Source organism: Halalkaliarchaeum sp. AArc-GB (assembly GCF_031432225.1).
Classification (GTDB): domain Archaea; phylum Halobacteriota; class Halobacteria; order Halobacteriales; family Haloferacaceae; genus Halalkaliarchaeum.
On record NZ_JAVKGM010000004.1, the window covers coordinates 77,496 to 97,928 of the forward strand.

The window sequence follows — 20,433 nt, forward strand, 5'->3', positions numbered from 1 at the left end:
CCGTCCGGAAGCGGCGACGCGGCTCAGTCGATCGATTGGTTCACAGCCTCTTCAGGGACCTCGTGAGAGCCTTCGGGGAAATGGACGTCGCGCTGTGGGTACGGAATTTCGACGTCGTTCTCGCCGAATCGTCGGTAGATCTCCTGGTTTATCCGGTGAACCGCCCGGGGTTCACGCGCAGGATGTGGGATGAACCCGCGTAATTCGTATTCGAGACCGCTGTCGCCGAATTCCAGAAACCTGACCTCGTGGGAGGGGGTATCGATTACGAGGTCGAGGTCCTCGGCGACACTGTCGAGTATCGACTCCACCGTGTCGATGTCGGAGCCGTACGCGACCTGTACGGGAACCCGAACGCGCTTGTACCGCTGTGGCGCCGACTCGTTTACGACCTGCGAGGAGTTGAGCACGGAGTTCGGAACCGTCACCATCACCCGATCCCGGGTGAGGAGGGTCGTCGATCTGAGCCCGATGTCGACGACGGTGCCCCTCTCACCGGATTCGAGCACGATGAAATCACCCAGTTTGTAGGTGTCGTCGAAGTACAGCGCGATCCCTCCGATGAAGTTCGCGACAGCGTCCCTGGCGGCAAAGCCGATGACGATCCCGAGCACCCCCGCTGAGGCAAGAAGCGGCGTGACGTCGATCTGCCAGATCGACAACAGCGAGACGAACGCGATCGACACGACCGCGACCGACCAGATGTTTTTCAGCATCGGCGCGAACTCGTAGCTCTTGTCGCGATCCTTCAACTGGCTCAGCGATCGGTTTCCGATCCGGATCCCCGCCCGGGTCCACATCACGAGGATCACTGTCAGAATCACGTTCCGAACTCCGCCGACCGCCAGTTCCAGTTCGACGAGCGCGATGCTCTCGAGGACGCCCCACAGGAACACAGACACGTACAGCGGGAGGGTGATCTCCTCGAAGAAGACGGTTCTGAGTGATCCACCGTCCCCGATCGACCGGACGAGCCACTTCCCCGCGAGTTCGATGAGTTTCGCCGCGATGACCGCGCCCGCGAGGATCACGAGCACCTGGGCCCACGTGGGGAGTCCGGCGAGGAGTTCGAACTCCCCGGACGGCGTCGGCGTCTGTGCCGGTATTGGTACCGGTGGGGCGAACTGTGGGAATCCAGATCCAACCCCGGGATCAGTCACTGTCGCATCCATCCCCCCGCCAGGATAGCCAGCGTCACCCAGCACCTGCATACGGTCATATTCTGTAGAGACCACCGAAACAATTGCGCCTTCGACATCCCGACCGACGGCAGGAAGTTGTCATGTGGTTTGCAACTGTTCAGTTCCGCCCCGCGAGCATGAGGTTCATACGTGATGCCGACGTATCCCGGCGCGATGGCCACGGCTGGAACGGACGACCTCACCGAGCGATTCATCCAGTTTTACCGCAACTACTACCGCGAGCAGATCGGGCAGCTCGCCCAGCGATACCCCAACGAACAGCGGTCGCTGTACGTCGACTACGACGACCTGTACACGTTCGATCCCGACCTCGCGGAGGACTACCTGGCAAAGCCGGAACAGTTCCGCGAGTACGCCGAGGAGGCGCTGCGGCTGTACGACCTTCCGGCGGACGTGAGTCTCGGACAGGCTCACGTTCGGGTCGAGAACCTCCCGCGATCGAAAACGATCGACATTCGCGGGATCCGTGTCCAGGACGACCACATCGGCCGGATGATCGCCGTCCAGGGGATCGTCCGGAAGGCGACCGACGTCCGCCCGAAGATCACCGAAGCCGCCTTCGAGTGCCAGCGCTGCGGGACGATGACCTACATCCCCCAGTCGGATTCGGGCTTTCAGGAGCCCCACGAGTGTCAGGGCTGTGAGCGACAGGGTCCGTTCCGCGTCAACCACGACCAGTCGGAGTTCATCGACTCTCAGAAACTCCGCGTCCAGGAGTCCCCCGAGGGGCTGCGCGGCGGGGAGACGCCCCAGGCGATCGACGTCGACGTCGAAGACGACATCACTGGCCGGGTGACGCCCGGCGACCACGTCACTGTCGTCGGCGTGTTGCACATCGAGCAGATGACCGACGGCAACGAGAAGACACCCGTCTTCGATCTGTATATGGAGGGCGTCTCCATCTCGATCGAGGACGAGGAGTTCGAGGACATGGACATCACCCAGGACGACGTCCAGAACATCATCGAGCGATCGAGCGAGGACGACATCTACCAGCAGATGGTCGACTCGGTCGCGCCGTCGATTTACGGCTACGAACAGGAGAAGCTCGCGATGATCCTCCAGCTGTTCTCCGGCGTCACCAAACACCTCCCCGACGGCTCCCGCATCCGGGGGGACCTGCACATGCTGTTGATCGGAGATCCTGGTACCGGGAAATGCGTCGCCGGGGATACGATGGTGACGTTGGCGGACGGCCGACGGGTGCCGATACGCGAACTGGTCGAGGATAACCTCGACGACCCAACGCCGGTCGACGACGGAGTGTACGATTCAGTCGACATCGATGTCCCGTCGCTTCTCCCAAATGGGACAATCGGATCCGCGCGAGCGACGAGGGTGTGGAAGCGGGAATCATCCGATCGAATGTATCGAATCCGCACAGATTCCGGGCGGGAACTCGAGGTGACGTCGTCTCATCCGCTATTCGTCGACGTCGGGGACGCGTTCCGACCGATCGAAGCAGAAAACCTGACCGACGGACAGGTCATCGCGGCAGCTCCCGAAACCGACGGTCCAATCGGGCCAATTCGGGACGAAGACAGTTTGACGATAGCCACAACCGACGGTGGGACGGTGGACGGGCAAGGAAACCGGCCGTCCACGTCTCCGGCCGAAAACGAAATCGGCAGGGATCGGATCACGTCGATCGAACCCGTCGACACGGGCGACGAGTGGGTCTACGACCTGGAAATCGAAGGCACCCACAACTACCTCTCGAACGGGATCGTCTCACACAACTCTCAGCTACTCTCTTATATCCAAAACATCGCCCCGAGGTCGGTGTACACCTCGGGGAAGGGAAGCAGTTCGGCCGGGCTGTGCGTGACCGGTGACACAACTATTCACACAGCCGAGGGCTTCGTGCCGATCCGCGAACTCGCCGCGGAGCACCATCCGACTCCCGTAGACGCGGACACCGCTTCCGAAAGCGAACACGAAGTCTACAGCTTCGATCGCGGGAGCGGCGAGATAGAACTACGCGAGAGTTCACACGTCTGGCGAATGCCAGAGAAGCCGTGCCGACGGATCGAGACCGCGCACGGAAAGGAATTGGAAGCGTCGGTCAACACGCCCGTCCTCGTCTGTGACGAGAGGGGGCTCGAATGGCGCGAGATTTCCGAGATCGATGCTGGAGATCACGTAGCCGTACCGGAGTACGACGACGTCGACCGCTTTTCGCCTCCGGTTCGGGAGTTCTTCGCGTCCGCCAGAGAAAAACTCGAACCGACGGAAGAGGTTCTGGCAGGCTACGATTCTGATCCCCTCCAGACCGTTTCCCGGGAGACCGCCGAAGCCTCCCTTGTCTGGGACGAGGTTGTTTCAGCCGCCGACACCGGCCAGAAGGAGGTGTTCGACCTGACGGTTCCCGAGACGCACAATTTCGTCGGAAACGGGATCGTCACGCACAACACCGCCGCCGCCGTACGCGACGACTTCGGCGACGGCCAACAGTGGACCCTCGAGGCCGGTGCGCTCGTGCTCGCGGACAAGGGGATCGCAGCAGTCGACGAGTTGGACAAGATGCGGTGTGTGACCGGTGATACACGCGTCCGACTGGGGGATGGAGAAACCGTACCGATCCGCGAGATGGCAGCGAACGCGACTGAAACAGGAACCATCGAGGAACTCTCGAACGGGCGAACGATCCGGGACATCGAGTTCACTGCGTGGACGATGGACGAACGGGGGAGGATCGTCCGTCGACCCGTGACCGCGATCCACGAGTACGACGCACCCGACAGCCTCGTGCGAGTGGAACTGGGGACCGGCGAGTCGGTGACGGCAACGGCGGACCACCCGTTCTTCGTAGACGTCGAGGCCGGCAGGACCGAGAAAGCCGCCGGGGAACTGGACTGCGGCGACCGGGTTTACGTTCCCCGCGATGGCCGAGACGGATCCCCGGCGGCGACGGATGGGGGCGTCGGATCGGCGACGATCCCGACGAGGTCTCGAAGGGACGTCACGACGAGACGGGTAGCAGAAGTCGAGACTATCGATACGGTAACTGACGAGAAACGGGAGCCGAAGGTGTACGACCTCACCGTCGATGGGACGCACAACTTCGTCGCGAACGGGATCGTCGTCCACAACTCCGAGGACCGCTCCGCGATGCACGAAGCGCTGGAACAGCAGTCATACCACCCGGGTTCGGAGATCCTGCTTGCGGACGGTCGCCGAGTCGAGATCGGCGAGTTCGTCGACGAGAAGATGTCCGAGAGTCCCGATAGGGTCGTCGATGGGGTCGATTGCGAGATCCTTCCCGTCGACGGCGTCTCGGTCCACTCGACGGATCTCGAAACGAACGAGACGCGAAAGGTCCCCGTCGATCGAGTCAGCCGCCACGAAGCGCCCGAGGAGTTCGTCCGGGTGACGTTCTCGAACGGGCGGAGCGTCACCGTGACCCCCGAGCACCCCATGTTCGTTTCGAGAGATGGAGAGACGAAAACCGTCCCCGCATGTGACGTCGACGTCGACGAGTTCGTTCCGGCACCGCGGCAGTTGCCGAATTCGGCCGCGGCGGTCGAACTGGCGGAGGAGCCTCACGTCGGAAAGGAAAAGGACGTGACGTTGCCTGACGAGATGAGCCCGAAACTCGCGGAGTTCCTTGGATTCCTCGTCGCGGAGGGACACTCGTACGTGGGTCGCACCCACGAAATCGGGTTCTCGAACCAGGACCAGCGACTGCTCGATCGATTCGGAAAACTCGTCGACGACCTCTTCGGGATGTTGACTGCAGATCATACGAATGCGGCCGGTACGATTACGATGTCGTTGATTTCGACGAAGCTCTACCGATGGTTCGAGTCGAACTTTCCGGAGCTTTTGAACACTGCCAGGGACAAGCGAATCCCGGCGAAGGTGCTCGCGGCCTCACAGGAGGAAATCCGACGGTTCCTCGTGGGCGCGTTCGCCGGGGACGGCGGCGTCGAGAGCGAAGCGATGTCATTCTCGACGGCGTCCCCCGGGCTCGCCGAAGACTACGCGGACGCGCTCTCGAAGATTGGCGTCGCGTCTCGGATCCACCACGACACCGCTGAAGATTCCTGGAAGGTGTACGTCATGGGTGACTCCGTCGGTCGGTTCGTCGACGCCGTCGTGGAAACGGAAGACCATCGATACGATCAGGCTAGAGCCTTTGTCGATCGGAGCGAAGCGACCAGACGCCATCACGACGTCGTACCGACCAGCGCTGCCGAGGAGATCAGATCGCTCAGACGCCTACTCGGCCTCCGGCTCACGGGGCGGTTCAAGCCGATCCTCGACAACGGTTATGGAATCCAGACAGAAACGCTGCAGACGGAAATACAAACTCTCCGGGAACGAATCGCTACGATCGAAGCAGAACTCTCCGAGGCAGAAGACATCGGATCTGCTCGATCGGCGGTCGGTTGGTCCGGAAGACAACTCGCCGAACGAGTCGACGGTGTAACGACGAGTTCGATTCACTACGCCGAAAACGGAGGATACAGTAAGGAGCGACGACAGGATATCTTCGACGGTGCTAAGCGGGCTATAGAGGATGCGATAGCCGAAGCCGAACGGCGTATCGAGGAACTCCAGGACGGTTCCGACCTGCGGTATTACCGAATCACGGACGTCGAACGGATCTCGAACGAAGGCGAAAACGCCTGTGACTGGGTGTACGACGTCACCGTCGAACCGACGAACACGTTCGTCAGCAAGGGCGTCGTGCTTCACAATTCAATCAGCATCTCCAAGGCCGGAATAAATGCCACCCTCAAATCCCGGTGTTCGCTTCTGGGCGCCGCGAACCCCAAGTACGGCCGGTTCGACCAGTACGAACCCCTGGGCGAGCAGATCGATCTGGAGCCGGCGTTGATCTCGCGGTTCGACCTCATCTTCACCGTCACCGACCAGCCGGACCCCGACCACGACGCCCGGCTGGCGGATCACATCCTGACGACGAACTACGCCGGGGAGATGAACACTCAACGCGAGCGACTCGCGACCTCGGAGTTCACCGAGGCGGAGGTTCAGGAAGCCACCCAGGAGGTGGAGCCACTCTTGGACGCCGAGATGTTGCGCAAGTACATCGCCTACGCGAAGCGCAACTGCTTCCCGACGATGACCGACGAGGCACGGGAGGCGATCCGTGGCTTTTACGTCGATCTTCGCGCGCAGGGAGCAGACGAGGACGCCCCAGTCCCCGTGACCGCCCGGAAGCTGGAGGCGCTGGTGCGGCTCTCGGAGGCGAGCGCCCGCGTCCGGCTGTCCGACACCGTCGACAGCGAGGACGCCGAACGCGTGATCGACATCGTCGAATCCAGCCTCCAGGACATCGGTGTCGACCCCGAGACAGGTCAGTTCGACGCAGACGTGATCGAGACCGGCACCTCGAAGAGCCAGCGCGACCGGATCAAGAACCTCAAAGGGCTGATCGAGGAGCTCGAAGACGAGTTCGAGGAGGGCGCGCCGATCGAAGAGGTAATCGAGCGGGCCGACGAGGTGGGGATGGACCCCACCAAGGCGGAAGACGAGATCGAGAAGCTCCGCCGGAAGGGAGAGGTGTACGAACCGCGGCAGAACCACCTCCGGACCACGTGACGATGGATCGGATCTCCGCGCTCCGGAACGTCGAGGAGGCACTGTGTGCGTTCGAAGCGGGCGAGACGGATCTCGCGACGACCGAAGAGCGCGTGGTCGGCGTCCTCCGGACGTATGCGACCGATTTCGAGGGCGAAAAGGCGCTGTTCCGGGCGACCGCTCCCGACGCCGCCGCTGACGCCGTGGTCGTCGCCCCCTCCGCTCCCGCGGCGGCCGAACGGATCGTTGCCCTCCGGGATCTCGACTGTGACCGCGACGAGGTCGACCTCGAACGAGTTTGATATATTTCTCTGCTGTTGTTATTGTATCTATTCTCGAAAGATATATTTGAATAGTAGATACTGTCGAATATATGCTGTTCGTGGCGACGTATTCGCGGGAGGCTCGGACGACGCTGCGGAACGTTTGTCGGTCACACGAAAACGCCGTCGTCCGCCGATTCGGGCGGGTAGCTCTGCTTTCGGAGACGGCGTTTTCAGTGTTTCTGGCGCTGCGGATGCGGTACAAACACGGTGACGACGTCCAGATCGAGCGAACCGAACCGTTCAACGAGTTCGCGGGTGTTCCCGAGCGGATTCGAACGGCGGCCCGAGCCTACGAGGAACGGGCGAAACCGAGCACGCCGTACGCCAAGTTCGCCGCCGGCACCGATTATCCGGATCCCGACGAGCTCCGGGGGCGGGAGCTGTGAACCGACTACGGGAGTGTTCCGCCGGAAAACGGGGACGAGATCTACGCGGTTTCGCGATATCGCCGGCCGCCGCTCACGCCGCGATCCGGGACGGAACGCGGATCGACGAACCGGCTGCCGCTTCTCGACCAGAGCGGGACGCAAGCGAGCGACGTCCGGACGAACCCGACGCATACGACGTGCTCGGGCCGATCGGAAAATCCGAGACGACCGTCCGTCGGCTGGTGGCCGCCGCGGCACGGACCCGCGGGGCAACGACATCCCACGACGACGTGATCCGGGATCTCGAAGCGGAGCTGGCGTCGATCGAGGTGCCGAAGCCCGAAAGGGAGATCGAAGCGGCAAAACGAAAGGTCGTCGACGCGACGAAGAACGAGGCGGAGCTGCGAGAGCGGATCGCGTCGCTTCGCGGCCGGCTTCGAACGGAACGGGAGCTCGGCGAGCCAACCGAGGAGACGGCCGAGGCGCTCGAAGCGGCGGTCGCGGAGCTGTCAGAGGTGTCGACCGACCGGATCGCGGCCGACCAGGCGCTCGAGGCGGCAAAGCGGGATGCTCGAAACGCCCGGAGCGTTCGGGATCGTCGGATGAAACTGCAGGACCGACTCGAGAACCGGCGCCGGGAGGCGAGGGCCGCCCTCGTAGACGCGTTGTTTGACGAGTTCGAGGCGATCCGGGAACGCGTTGGATCGCTCGTCGACGAGGATTCGGACGGGGCGATCGGATCGAAGTTCGGAGGGACAGCATCACAGCTCGCCGCCGTCGCGCTCGCGGATCTCGAGGTGCCGATCGTGGTCGACGCCCACGAGACCGACATCGACGACGCCGGGCGGGTGGCCCGCATCCTGGAGGTCGACGTCTGGCTCTGCGAGGAATGATTCAAACCGGAAGAGGAAGCACTCGTCGGCGTGAACCTGGAGCACGACGTCGAACGACGGGACGGGGTGACGTTCGTAACGGCGAGCGTGCACAACCCCGCACCCGTGATACGGCACGCCAGACTGGAAAACCGGCTCGGCGGTACCGTGTTGCCGCCACGGAAAAACGGCGTTCCGAAGCGTGGCTGGGACGAAACGGGAGTCACGATCACGGTTCCCGCCGGAAAGACGATCGGGATCGGATACGCCTGTTCCTCGCCGCCGGAGGATCCTGCCGTCGAAATCGAGTCCACCGGCCGAGGGCCAGCTCCGGAGGACGACACGGAATCCCGCGCGAGACGCTCTCTCGGAACGTTTCGGCCGCCCCGAATGGCCGTCACCGAACCGGAGACGACTGGAGCAGGCGAATCGGTCGCGGAGAGCCGGAACGACCCACCGGAGCATAGCGACGACATCGATCGGGCGGTCCGACGGATCGAGCTCGGAGAACGGCTGGAAACGACGGGCGTCGAAGGGGCAGCAGACGTACTGGAGGAACTCGCAGAGACAGCTCTCGTCGGGGACGAAACGGCTCCCGTCGGCCATACAGGAATCGAAATCGCGAGAGTGCTCGACAGGGCACTGGAGGAGGACGCCGAGATCCTCGAGGGGTACGCATCGCGGCTCCGTTCGAGAGCAGATCGGCTGCGTCGAGCCGCAGAGCAGGCCCTGGAGGACGCAGCCCGGGCACAGTCGCGAGCCGACCGGGCACGATCTGTCGAACTTCCGGTCGACACACTGGAGCGGTTCGCGTGATCCTCGCGGTCGCTGGCGGGAAGGGCGGCGTCGGCAAGACGACGGTCGCGTACAACCTCGCTGCCGCGCTCGACGCCGTCGCCGTCGATGCGGATCTCGGGATGGCCGACCTCCCGGCGGGCCGGGGACCGGACCTCCACGACGCGCTCGCCGGGCGCGCGGCACCGACCGAGTGTGTCCACGAGGGACCGGTCACGCTCGTCCCCTGTGGCCGATCGCTTTCCGGTGCGCGGGCGTCGGATCTGAGCCGACTGCGGGACGTGCTCGAAACGCTCGAACGAGAACGGGGGACGCTCGTGGTCGACTGTCCGGCGGGACTGCGCACCGACGTGGGCGTTCCACTGGCGCTTGCGGACGCGTGTCTGCTCGTCGTCTCACCCCAGCCGTTCGCGCTCGCGAACGCCGTTCGGACCCGCGAGCTCGCACGGGAGCTCGATGCCGGACTGGTCGGCGCGGCGTGCAACCGTGTCGTGGATCCACCGCCGACGGAGTCGATGGCGTCGGCGCTGGGCGGGCCGGTGACGCCGGTACCAGCGGATCCGCGACTGGGGCGGTCGGTCCGTACGGAGACGCCGATCACCGACTCCGCGCCGAAAAGTACGGCCGCCGAACGGATCCGAGAACTCGCGAGAGCGGCAGACTCCTGTCGGTGAAAACCGTCCGGATCGAAAACGGGTCAGCGAAGGAAGATCACTATCGGAGTTCCGTCGCGTCGCTCATCGTCCCCGCGAGCGCGTCCCGCTTTTCGACCGCGGGATCTCGACCGCGGCCGGCGGTCGCGACCGCGTCCACCAGCTCCGGAATCGGATCGTGGGTTTCGACGTACGTTGCCAGCGCGAACTCGGCCTCGTCGGCACCGGAAAGTGACTGTGCCTCGCTCCGGGAGAGTTCGCCGTCGAGCCAGTCCCGGACGATCCGGCGTTTCGTCGGCGCCAGCGGACAGATCCCCGAGACGCCACACCGGTGGAGCGCCTTCGCGGCCGTCATCGGCGCGACCGCCGCCTCGCGTGCGCTCTCCCCGACGCTCGTGCCGCATTCGTACGACTCGAGTACTGTGGCGGCGGCGCTTGCGGTACAGGGAAGCTCGTCGGCGTGCGGTTCGATCCGCTCTCGCAACGTCGCTTCCGTCCCGTCGACGGTCGCGACGCCATGACTCTCCGCCTCGCGCTGGCTCGTCGTCACCTCCAGTCCCGATGCGATGTCCGACAGCGTCACGTGAACGACTGTCTGCTCATCCCAGTTAAATATCCGTATTCGTCACGAAGATCTCCGGTTCGCCCTCCGAACACACCGGTAACCGGTAGGTTCGACGCGGTAGTTCCGGGGTTCTCGTCGCCGTTCGTCCCCCGTTTAAGTAAACCATCGCGACCAACCTTCACGTATGAGCCAGGCACGAGCCGCTGGTTGCCCGGAATGTGACGGTCAATTGCACGCCGACGGCGACGAGACGATCTGTTCGAACTGTGGACTGGTCGTCGACGCCGACCGCATCGATCGCGGCCCCGAGTGGCGCTCGTTCGCGGACGATGACACGAACCCCGAGCGCACCGGCGCGCCGCTGACCCGGTCGCGTCACGACCGGGGGCTCTCGACCGAGATCGGTCACACCCGGGTCAAGGGACGCAAGCGCCGCAAGTTTGCCCGTCTCCGCCGGCAGCACGACCGGACCAAGATCCGATCGAAGCGGGAACGGAACCAGGTGTACGGCTTCACGGAGATCCGGCGAATGACGGACGTGCTGGGGTTGCCCGAGCACGTGCGCGATCAGGCGTGTACCCTCTTCGACTCCGCACAAGGGGAGTCGCTGCTCCGTGGCCGGTCGATCGAGGGGTTCGCCTCGGCGTGTCTGTACGCGGCGTGTCGGGTCGCCGGACTCGCCAGGACCGTAGAGGAAGTCGTCGACGTCGCCAAAGCAACACCGAACGAGCACGAGGCGGCCTACGACGCGATGAACCGCGAACTCGGCCTTCCGGTCGGTCCGGTTCCGCCGGCGGAGTATCTCCCCCGGTTCGCGTCACAGCTGGACGTCGGGCCCGAAATCGAACGGCGAGCCCGGAAGCTGGCCGATCGCGCACGCGAGAACGGAGTCGACGTCGGGCGCGATCCCAGCGGCGTCGCCGCCGCCTGTCTGTACACCGCCGCACACGTGCACGGATCGTCGGATCTCACACAGCGGGCGGCAGCCGACGTCGCCGACGTGACGCCGGTGACGATCCGGAACACGTTCCACGACCTCCTGGAGTGAGCGTTCTGGGTGGACTCCGGAACCGAAGTAGTGACGATTCGTTCAGGAGCCGTCCGTCGCGTTCGGTCCCACGCGATCCGTGACGGCGGCAGCCACACGGTCGCGCACGCTCTCGGGCTCGAACGCGATCGAAAGGGTAACGCCGATCGTCGATTCGGCGAGTTCGACGAGCGCCTCTCCGTAGCGGTCGTCCTCGAGACAGGACGGGGCGTCGTGCGGAGACGGATCGGTCCCGGGAAGCGACAGATTCATCGTCGAAGAATTAACGAACGACGAACTCTCGGTCGACGAACTCTCGGTCGACGAACTCTCGGTCGACGAACCCGCGACCGGCAGCTCCCCGCCAACGCCGACGGCGGCGTCGACCGGAACGTCGAGATCCGCCAGCCGATCGCGAAGGCGGACGAGGGAATCGGTTCCGTGGTCGTCGGCCGGCGTCACCGCGACGACCGTGTCTGCGGCCGACACCGCCGCAATCGCCTGGTTCGACGCCACCGGCGGCACGTCGACGATCGCGTGATCGAACGCGTCAGCCGCGCCAGCGAGCAGCTCCTCGAACCGCTCTGCGGCCGCGGGCGTCTTCGCACGCGCCAGCCGTTCGAACGGGGCGTAGGCCGGGAGCAGTTCGACGCTGCCGAACGAGTGCTGTGCCTCGTCGTCGAGGGGAGCGTCGGCCAGTTCGACGGTCGCCGAGCGAACCGGCACGTTCGTCTCGTCGGTGACGAGGGCGGTCACGTCGGGGGCGATCCGTCCGGCGACGTACTCCGAGAGCCCCTGGGTGGCGAACGCCGCGTCGACCACGACCGCCGACCGACCACCCCGTGCCAGTGTCGTTGCCAGCTCGACACTCGTCCGCGTCGTCCCTGCACCACCCGTCGCCCCGACGAGCGCCACGAGCGATCCGTCTCCGTCGTCGGTGTCCGTCATGCGTTTATTTCAAAATCTTTTAGATTAAAAATCTTCTTTTATATGTTGGAAACTGTTCGAGTGGATCAAGTCCGCTACGGTCAGTGTGACCGCCCGATTCACTTCCGGTCCGCTGGCGATGGCTTTTAAGCTATGACGCACCAACCACCGTGTGCCTCCCATTGAAAACGAAGTGGAGGCGGGATACCCTATGACAGAGTTGCGGCAACACGCAGCGGAGATAGCCGAACAGTTCTCGGATCACCTGGACGTGGACGTAGACGAGGTCGAAGAGCGGCTCGACAACCTCGTGAGCGAATACCGCGTGCCGGTCGACGAAGCACGGCGCAGCGTCTACAACAGTTACCTCGACGAAGCAGGGCTCGAACGCGACGACGTCACCAGTCGCGGCGGGAGCCAGCAGATGCAGACAAGCGACATCGAGGAGGACGAACAGTGGGTCGACCTACGAGTGAAGGTCGTCGACCTGTGGGAGCCCAGAAGCGATTCGATCGCGCAGGTCGGGCTCCTGGGCGACGAGTCGGGGACGATCAAGTTCGTCGCCTTCGAAACCTCCGACCTCGACCACCTCGAGGAGGGGAAGACGTACGCGCTCTCGAACGTCGTCACCGACGAGTACCAGGGGCGCTACTCGGTGAAGCTCAACCGCACGACCGAGATCACCGAACTCGACGAGGAGATCGAGGTCGGCGACGACGCAGAAACCGTCGAAGGCGCGCTCGTGGACATCCAGTCCGGCTCGGGCCTGATAAAGCGGTGCCCGGAGGACAGCTGTACGCGCGTGCTTCAGAACGGCCGATGTTCCGAGCACGGCGACGTCGAAGGCGAGTTCGACCTCCGGATCAAGGGCGTCCTCGACGACGGCGTCGAGACCCAGGAGGTCATCTTCGACAAGGAGGCCACCGAGGAGCTCACCGGGATCGCCCTCGAGGAGGCCAAGGAGATGGCAATGGACGCGCTGGACACGACCGTCGTCGCCGACGAGATGGCCGGGCGAGTGCTCGGTCAGTACTACCGGGTGAGTGGACCGCTGCTCGGCCGGTATCTCCTCGTCGACGAACAGGAATCGCCGGGGGCAGTCGACCCCGAACAGGCGCTCGTGAGGGCGCGATCGCTTTGAGGTGAACACGATGAGTCAAAGCCAAACGACACCCACGCGAGAGGTCGCCCGGCGCGTCTTCGCAGGAGAGTTCAACGACGCCGGTTACACGTTCAAGGAATCCGAGGACGAGCGCGCGCCCGTCTACCTGCTGCTCCCGACGGGAGAGCAGGCGAACCGGGTGTTCCTGGTCGGCACCCTCACCGAGAAGGAAGACGTCGGCGAGGACAACGAGTACTGGCGCGGTCGCATCGTCGATCCGACGGGGACGTTCTTCGTCTACGCCGGACAGTACCAGCCGGAGGCGGCAAGCGTCCTCCGGGATCTGGAGCCGCCGGCGTACGTCTCGGTGGTCGGCAAACCGCGCACGTTCGAAACCGACGACGGCACCGTCAACGTCTCCGTCCGCCCGGAGGCGATCACCGAGGTCGACGCCGAGACCCGCGACCGGTGGGTCGTCGAGACCGCCGAACGGACGATCGACCGCATCGCCGCCTTCGACGATGAGGGCAACGAATACGCCCGGATGGCCCGCGAGGAGTACGACCTCCCAGTCGAGGAGTACAGGGACGCCGCCATCGCGGCGCTCGAGAGCCTCGAGGAAACCGAGGGGTCGGACGAACTCGACTCCGAGCCGACGGCGGACGCAGGGGTATAGCGCCTCCTGACGGACGGACCTAATCGGACTCCACAGCCGTTTCGCGAACGACCTCGTCCAAGAGCCCCTCCGCGATCAGCGAGGCGACCGCCTCGAGGTCGCCGTCGAGCCGACGGTCGCCCGAAAGCGGCGGGACGACGTCCCGAACGAGCTGTCGGACGGATTCGGTTCCATCCCCCAGCGACAGCTCCGGGTCGAGGTACTCGGTCGCTTCGACGCCACACAGGAGCTCGGTGGCGACGACCCGCCGGGCGCGATCGAGGGTCCGCCGGGCTCCGAGTGCGGCGGTCGCACCCATGGAGACGTGATCCTCCTGGTTGCCCGAGACGGGGACGTTGTCCGTCGCGGCGCGGCCGACGTTTCGACACTCGTTGACGAGCGACGCGGCGGTGTACTGTGCGATCATCAGCCCGGATTCGACGCCCGGCTCGCGCGCGAGAAACGGCGGGAGGTACGGCTCCTGGAGCGCCGGGTTGAGAAGCCGGTCGACGCGGCGTTCCGAGATCGACGCGAGTTCCGTGAGCGCGCCGACCGCGTAGTCCAGCGGCAAGGCCAGCGGTTCCCCGTGGAAATTGCCGGCGGAGACCACCGCGGCCCGCCCGGTTCCGGACGCCCGGTCGTCGACCATCTCGCGGGGGAACACCAGCGGGTTGTCGGTCGCGCTGTCGAGTTCGACCTCGACGGCGTCCCGGAGGTGGGAGACGGCGTCGCGAACGGCGCCGTGAACCTGCGGGAGACACCGGATCGAGTAGGCGTCCTGCACCCGGTCGCAGTTCCGGTGGGATTCGACCACCTCCGATTCGACAGTGAGCTGTCGGACCACGCGGGCGCTTTCGGCACTACCGGGGTGAGGCCGGGCGTCGTGGACCGCCGGCGCACAGGAGGCGGTCGTTCCCATCGTCACCTCCGTCGTGAGCGCCCCCGCCGCGTCGGCCGCCCGGCAGAGCCGCTCGGCGTCGTGGACGAAAAGCGCCGCCAATCCGAGAGTGAGCTGTGTCCCGTTTATCAGTGCCAACCCCTCTTTCGCTCGCAACGAGAGCGGCTCGAGTCCCGCAGTGGCAAGCGCCTCGTCGCCGGGGAGTCGTCGTGTCCCGTCAGCGCTGCCGTCGATGTCGACGTCGGCCTCACCTTCTCCCACGAGTACGAGCGCAAGATGGGCCAGCGGTGCGAGGTCGCCGGACGCTCCGAGGCTCCCCCGCGACGGGACCACCGGATGGACGCCTTCGTTCAGGAGGGCCGCGAGCGCGTCGACGACGTCGATCCGCACCCCGGAGTAACCGGAAAGAAGCGCGTTCAGCCTTGTGAGAAGCATCGCCCGGACTTCCTCGCGATCGAGTTCGCGTCCGGTACCGGCGGCGTGGCTCCGCAGGAGGTTCGACTGGAGTTCCTCGAGCCGTTCCGGTGGGATCCGTTGGTCCACGAGTTCGCCGAAGCCGGTGTTTACCCCGTAAACAGGATCGCCGACCGAAACGACGTCCTCGACCCGCGTTCGTGCCTCCCGGACGGCCTCCCGGGCGGCGGGAGCGATCGAAACTGGCTCCCCGTGCCGGGCCACCGCAACGACGTCGGCAACTTCGAGGGAGTCGCCGTCGAGTGCGACAGTCATGTGTCCTGCATGAGACCATGTCGCAAAGGGTATTCGGGTCGAAAAACGGCGAGCGTCTGACAAACCGTTAAGTAATCGGGGCGTAGAGTGGGTAATACGATGGGCAACAAGAACAAGACCATCTCGTTTCGCGTCAACGAGGACGCGTTCGAGACGCTCCGCGAGATCGCCGAGGAGCGCGACATCTCTCTGTCGGCGGTGTTCCGCGACTACGTGGACACCCTCGTTGCCCACGGCGGCCAGGTTCGAGTGGTCCCGGAACACGAGCTCGAGAACATGGACGGCGAGGAGTCGTTCCCGCCGAAAGTCGAGGTGCCGAAAAGCTTCATCCGGGAGCACGAGCGCCTCGAACTCGAGGCCGAACACCTCCGCGAGCAGCTCGAGGAGCACAAACGGTACGTGAACTACCTCCGCGAACAGCTCGAGGACGAAGAGGAGGACGTCATCCAGCTGGAGGACCTCGACGGGGAACCGGACGAGCCGTCGTTCAGGCTCGGGTGAGTGCCTGCCGCGCCTCGCGAGCCTTCCGTTCCATCTCGTCGTTTCCCTCGACCGCCGAAAGCGACTCGACCGCCTCGAGCCGCCGGACCGCGCTGTCCAGAAACGACAACACGTCGCCCGGATACGCGTACACCATGTACTCTGCGGTCATCGTGTCGACGATCTCGTCGGGACCCATCCCCTGGGCCCGCAGTTCGAGCAGGTACCGGATGAACTTCCGTTCCGGGCAGCCGCAGTACGGGTTGTTCTCGCAGTCGCAATCGAGGAAGTCCTCGGCGAAGTCGAGCACCCGCTCCCGGGTGGCCTCGTCGAGGTCGGCCAACCCGTCGCCGGTGAACAGCAGATCCAGCGTCGCTCCCGCGAACGCTCCCTTCGGCAGATTCGTCTCCAGCTGCGAGGCGAGCTGTCTGTGGTTCTTGACGTAGATCTTGTCGGTGATAGCCACTGCTGTCGTCCGATACGCGATCGAGCGGTAAAAGCGAGGCGTCTCGCGCGCCCGTGGCGACTCACCAGGCGAGGAGAACCCCGAACCCGACGGCGGCGATCGCCCCGGCGAGCGTGGCGGCGAAGTTGACCGCCTGGTTGCCGAGCAGGTCGCCCTCGACTGCGGCACCGAGCAGAGAGTCGACGGTCATCCCGACGAACCCCGCAGCGAGCACGATTCCGGCCCCGATAATCGGTTGGAATCCGAGCGGCATGGAGGCCGCCGCGATCGCGGCAACGATGGCCGCCCCGGCCAGGCCCGCAAACTCCCCCTGCCAGGTGATCGCACCGTCGGTTCCCGGTTCGACCGGTTCCAGCGTCGTCACCAGCCGCGGATCGTCGTACAGCCCGCCGATTTCAGAGGAGAGCGTGTCCCCCAGTGCCGTCGCCACCGACCCCGCAAACGCGAGCGCCAGCGGCCAGGCGGGAACGTCGCCGTGTGCAGTGGCGGCGAACCCGAGGACGGCCGCGAGCGCGACCGCAGAGTTCGCGAGCACGTTCCCGGTGCCACGGGCCCCCTCGTTCTCCTCGGCGACGCCGCGGGCTTTCTTCTCCTCGTAGCGGTACTTCGAGGAGAGCCCGCCGATCGCGAAGAACGCCATGAGCGCGAGGAACCAGCCGACGCCGCCGAGTACGACCGCGAGCAGCCCGAGCAGCACGCCGGTGAGCATGCCCGGAACGGAGGCAGTCCCCAGGGCATACGAGACGTACCCGAGCACGACGGTGATCGCGAGTCCGGCTCCGACCAGTATCGGGGACACCGCGAGCACGAGTTCGGCGAACAGCCAGAGGACGAGGCCCACCGAGAGCATCACCAGCGGATCGTCCCGCGGGAACAACATGGATCGCAACAACGCGGCGACCAGCGCCGCGACTGCAGCGAGGAAAGCGAAAAGCGAGAGGTCGACCCGCCCCGGAAGCTGCGTGGCGACGATCGCCTGGGCGGCCGTCGCCGCAAGAAAGCCCGCCGCAACGAACCCGGCGACCTCGAGAAACTCCTCGGTGGAGAGTTCGGCGACCAGCGCGCGGCCGAGGTTGCCGAACCCGACGACGACCACAGCGGCGGCGAAGACGCTCTCGGACATCGGAACAGTCGGGATCGTCGCAAACACCGCCAGTCCCGCTGCCGCGAGCGAAAAGCCGGCCAGCCCGTACAGGCGACCCTCCTGTCGATCGCTCGGGCGGGCGAACAGCTCGAAAAGGGGGCCGTCGTCGACGACGAACGCCGCAAGTACCGCAATAGCCGCGAAGGGGACAGCGGCCGCCTGTCCGAGTTCGGGGGCCGCGAGTGCGAGCGACGAAACCGCAGCGAATCCCCCGGCACGGCGGAGCCTGTTCGTCACGTCACGAGGTATCCCCGACGCGCACTTAACGCTCCCGACATCGCCCCCGAAACGGCGTCCTTTTTGATCCACACCCCGTGGAGGGCGACGTGGGGCTGTACGATCGGTACCTCGCCGTCCGCCACCGGCTACACGATGCGGAGCCGCCGCGCCACGTCGCCGTCGCGATCACCGAGCGCGACCTGCTGGAACAGGGCGCGTACGACACGCTCGAGTCGTTTCTCGGCTGGGCGTTCGAGTACGGCGGCCAGCAGGTGACGATTACGGTAAGCGTGCTCGACGAGGTCGTGGTGCCGACCCTGGAACGGGAACTTCGCGACGTCGACGCTCCGCGTCCGGTCGCAGTCAGGACGCCCGAGTCTACGGAGCCCGCGAACGCGCCGATCACGGTCAACATCGGTCTCGGCGGGAAACAGGAGTTCGCTCGGGCGGTGCGCGAGATCGGCGCCGACGTGGAGGCTGGAACGCTGGATCCGGACAGTATCGACGAGGCGGACGTGAGCGAACGGCTGGTCTTCCCCGACGAGCCGGACCTGCTCATCAAAACCGGCGCCGAGCGACTTTCGGACTTTCTGATCTGGCAGTCCGTCTACGCGGAGCTGTACTTCACCGACGTGAACTGGCGGGACTTCCGGAAGCGGGACTATCTCCGGGCACTTCTGGATTTTCAGAACCGCCAGCGTCGGTTCGGACGGTGAGAAACGCCGACAGGTCGACGTCGGCCCCGCCGACACTCCCGTCGTCCAGTTCGGGGAGCGTTTCGTGTGGTCGGTTCACGACGAGGTCTCCGGCCCGGGAGCGCCCGATTCCCGGTATCGCCGTGAGTTCGTCCATCGAAGCCGCGTTGACGTCCAGCGGGAAGGGGATCCCCGTCACCGACCGGTAGCCGTGGTCCACGATCGCGACGTCGACGCTGTCCCCGAGCTGTCGTTCGCCCGGCAACCCGACGAGCAGCGGGTACGTACCGAGTTGCCGGCCGAACGTCTTCCCGTCGCGATGGTACTCGAGGTGGACGTCCGGCAACACCGTCCCCGGCGGGGCAACGCGCCGCAGCATCGGTCGATCGATCGTCTCCCGAACCTCCTGTTTGTACTGTTTGAACTGCTTTTTGTGGTCGCGGGCGATGTCAGCGCCGACGTCGGACATCTCCGTCCCCTCGAAGGACATCACCTGCCGAATGTTGATCCGCCGAACCATCAGCCCCTCCTCGAGGACCCGCTCGAGGAACCGTCTGTTGTGTTCGAACGTCTCCTCGCGTTCGCCCTGGAGCCCGTGGACCAGGTTTATGCCCGGAAGAAGTTTCGGGAGATTCTGGCCCGGGGCGGGATCTGTCGACGGGCCGTACCGCCGACCGTCACCGTCCGGATCGCCGGTCTCCGGCCCCGAATCGTCGCCGGGACGCCATCCGCCGACCTCGTTGACGACCCGTACCGCCTCGAGACACTCCTCGGCAGTGACGAGTAGATTGTTCTCCTCTTGCACCACCGGGTCGGCGGATTCGAGGCCGAACGCGGCGGTGTCCCCCGGCGTGTTGTGTTCGGCGATGATGCGGATCGCCTCCCGGGAGCGCTCGGGGTACTCGACGATCGTCACCGGGTTCATGTTGTCGAGATGCAGCGTGCCGAGGTCCGGGACCGCCTCGCGGATCCCACCGTACAGCCGGGACAGCGCCCCGGGATTGGGGGCCTCGCCGTCGCCGCCGAACGCGAGGATGTCCGCCTGCCGCCCGAGCCGGAAGTGTCGGACGCCGGCGTCGGCGAGTGCCCGGACTTCCTCGACGACGGACTCCGGCGTCCGGAAGGACGGGTTGCCGTACAGTGGCTCGGTACAGAACGAACACCGGTAGGCACAGCCGCGGGAGGTTTCCAACTCTGCGATCAGGTAGTCGGGATGGTTCGGATGCCCCTCGACGACGAACGCGCCGGCCGCTGCCCACCGGTCGAGTTCGTCGTTGTCGCGCATTCGGTCGTTGAACCCCTCCAGGTCGTTCGCGACGAGATCGTGGGCGGCCGCCTCGACGTCACCTTTCGCGACGAAATCGAAATCCAGATCCTCGCGGCGGGTTTCCTGTGCGCCGGCGTTCTCCTCGCCGACGCCGAACCGGACCGGCCCCCCGAGGAGGGTCGTCCCGCGGGCGGTCCACGCGAGTTCCCGGACCTCTTCGGGTTCGGCGGGCGTGCCGCCGACGTACTTCCCGGGGACGGTCATCCCGCCGACGTACACCAGGAGGTCGGCCCCCGCTACGTCCCGCCACCGGTTCCTGTCGTCCCGGAGCGCATCGATCGTGTGATAGGTGACGTCGCCGGGAGCGACGCCGGCGTCGACCAGCGCCCCCGCCGTGAACCGGGGATACGTCGAAATGTACGGCGGGACGCCGAAGTGTGCCGGTTCGTCGACGTAGCCGTCGACGATAGTGACTTCGAGATCCGAATCCGCCATG

At 65.3% G+C, this 20,433-nt stretch carries 18 protein-coding genes; 11 read left to right on the forward strand and 7 right to left on the reverse strand.

Annotated elements, in window-relative coordinates; all coding sequences use genetic code 11:
* Positions 1-23: 23 nt before the first annotated feature.
* The gene (locus tag RH858_RS06165) at positions 24-1,211 is read right to left on the reverse strand and encodes a mechanosensitive ion channel family protein (protein WP_310561356.1); all 1,188 of its coding nucleotides are present in this window, start codon (positions 1,209-1,211) and stop codon (positions 24-26) included.
* A gap of 144 nt (positions 1,212-1,355) precedes the next feature.
* Here RH858_RS06165 and RH858_RS06170 point away from each other — a divergent pair, with 144 nt between their 5' ends.
* The 6 genes from RH858_RS06170 to RH858_RS06195 all read left to right on the forward strand — a co-directional run bounded on the left by RH858_RS06170 (position 1,356) and on the right by RH858_RS06195 (position 9,784).
* Positions 1,356-6,770 carry an LAGLIDADG family homing endonuclease gene (locus tag RH858_RS06170; protein WP_310561404.1) on the forward strand — a complete coding sequence of 1,805 codons (5,415 nt, stop codon included), beginning with the start codon at positions 1,356-1,358 and terminating at the stop codon, positions 6,768-6,770.
* Between the two features lie 2 nt (positions 6,771-6,772).
* Positions 6,773-7,051 carry a hypothetical protein gene (locus RH858_RS06175; protein WP_310561357.1) on the forward strand — a complete coding sequence of 93 codons (279 nt, stop codon included), beginning with the start codon at positions 6,773-6,775 and terminating at the stop codon, positions 7,049-7,051.
* A gap of 71 nt (positions 7,052-7,122) precedes the next feature.
* A complete protein-coding gene (locus tag RH858_RS06180; protein ID WP_310561358.1) occupies positions 7,123-7,461 on the forward strand; it encodes a hypothetical protein in 339 nt (112 codons plus the stop codon).
* A complete protein-coding gene (locus tag RH858_RS06185) occupies positions 7,458-8,336 on the forward strand; it encodes a hypothetical protein (RefSeq protein ID WP_310561359.1) in 879 nt (292 codons plus the stop codon). The genes RH858_RS06180 and RH858_RS06185 overlap by 4 nt, the downstream gene beginning before the upstream one ends.
* A 30-nt stretch (positions 8,337-8,366) precedes the next feature.
* Positions 8,367-9,131, forward strand: coding sequence for a hypothetical protein (locus RH858_RS06190; RefSeq protein ID WP_259534470.1), 765 nt, complete (start codon positions 8,367-8,369; stop codon positions 9,129-9,131).
* Positions 9,128-9,784, forward strand: a complete 657-nt coding sequence (locus RH858_RS06195) for a MinD/ParA family protein (RefSeq protein WP_259534469.1) — start codon at positions 9,128-9,130, stop codon at positions 9,782-9,784. The genes RH858_RS06190 and RH858_RS06195 overlap by 4 nt, the downstream gene beginning before the upstream one ends.
* Positions 9,785-9,824: 40 nt before the next feature.
* Here the strand turns inward: RH858_RS06195 and RH858_RS06200 are convergent, their stop codons facing one another.
* Positions 9,825-10,346 carry a hypothetical protein gene (locus tag RH858_RS06200; RefSeq protein WP_259534468.1) on the reverse strand — a complete coding sequence of 174 codons (522 nt, stop codon included), beginning with the start codon at positions 10,344-10,346 and terminating at the stop codon, positions 9,825-9,827.
* A 166-nt stretch (positions 10,347-10,512) separates the two neighbouring features.
* On the opposite strand from RH858_RS06200, the gene RH858_RS06205 reads away from it, so the two are divergent.
* Complete coding sequence (locus tag RH858_RS06205; RefSeq protein ID WP_259534467.1) at positions 10,513-11,376, forward strand: transcription initiation factor IIB family protein; 864 nt, start codon at positions 10,513-10,515, stop codon at positions 11,374-11,376.
* Between the two features lie 42 nt (positions 11,377-11,418).
* On the opposite strand, the gene RH858_RS06210 is transcribed toward RH858_RS06205, so the two are convergent.
* Positions 11,419-12,303, reverse strand: coding sequence for a ParA family protein (locus tag RH858_RS06210; protein WP_310561360.1), 885 nt, complete (start codon positions 12,301-12,303; stop codon positions 11,419-11,421).
* A gap of 190 nt (positions 12,304-12,493) precedes the next feature.
* Between RH858_RS06210 and RH858_RS06215 the strand changes: the two genes are divergently transcribed.
* A complete protein-coding gene (locus tag RH858_RS06215; protein WP_310561361.1) occupies positions 12,494-13,423 on the forward strand; it encodes a replication factor A in 930 nt (309 codons plus the stop codon).
* A gap of 10 nt (positions 13,424-13,433) precedes the next feature.
* Positions 13,434-14,060: an RPA family protein gene (locus RH858_RS06220; protein ID WP_259534464.1), complete on the forward strand. Its 627-nt coding sequence runs from the start codon at positions 13,434-13,436 to the stop codon at positions 14,058-14,060.
* A gap of 19 nt (positions 14,061-14,079) precedes the next feature.
* Here the strand turns inward: RH858_RS06220 and hutH are convergent, their stop codons facing one another.
* On the reverse strand, positions 14,080-15,666 hold the full coding sequence (hutH, locus tag RH858_RS06225; RefSeq protein ID WP_259534463.1) for a histidine ammonia-lyase: 1,587 nt from the start codon (positions 15,664-15,666) through the stop codon (positions 14,080-14,082).
* A gap of 99 nt (positions 15,667-15,765) precedes the next feature.
* Here hutH and RH858_RS06230 point away from each other — a divergent pair, with 99 nt between their 5' ends.
* On the forward strand, positions 15,766-16,167 hold the full coding sequence (locus RH858_RS06230; RefSeq protein ID WP_259534462.1) for a ribbon-helix-helix protein, CopG family: 402 nt from the start codon (positions 15,766-15,768) through the stop codon (positions 16,165-16,167).
* Here RH858_RS06230 and RH858_RS06235 read toward each other — a convergent pair.
* Both RH858_RS06235 and RH858_RS06240 read right to left on the reverse strand, forming a co-directional pair.
* A complete protein-coding gene (locus RH858_RS06235) occupies positions 16,154-16,612 on the reverse strand; it encodes a DUF5814 domain-containing protein (RefSeq protein WP_259534461.1) in 459 nt (152 codons plus the stop codon). The genes RH858_RS06230 and RH858_RS06235 overlap by 14 nt on opposite strands.
* Before the next feature lie 61 nt (positions 16,613-16,673).
* A complete protein-coding gene (locus RH858_RS06240) occupies positions 16,674-17,993 on the reverse strand; it encodes a DUF92 domain-containing protein (RefSeq protein WP_259534460.1) in 1,320 nt (439 codons plus the stop codon).
* An 89-nt stretch (positions 17,994-18,082) separates the two neighbouring features.
* On the opposite strand from RH858_RS06240, the gene RH858_RS06245 reads away from it, so the two are divergent.
* Complete coding sequence (locus tag RH858_RS06245) at positions 18,083-18,691, forward strand: undecaprenyl diphosphate synthase family protein (RefSeq protein ID WP_310561362.1); 609 nt, start codon at positions 18,083-18,085, stop codon at positions 18,689-18,691.
* Here the strand turns inward: RH858_RS06245 and RH858_RS06250 are convergent.
* Positions 18,600-20,432: a radical SAM protein gene (locus RH858_RS06250; RefSeq protein ID WP_259534458.1), complete on the reverse strand. Its 1,833-nt coding sequence runs from the start codon at positions 20,430-20,432 to the stop codon at positions 18,600-18,602. The two genes, RH858_RS06245 and RH858_RS06250, sit on opposite strands and share 92 nt — an antisense overlap.
* Position 20,433 lies beyond the last annotated feature (1 nt).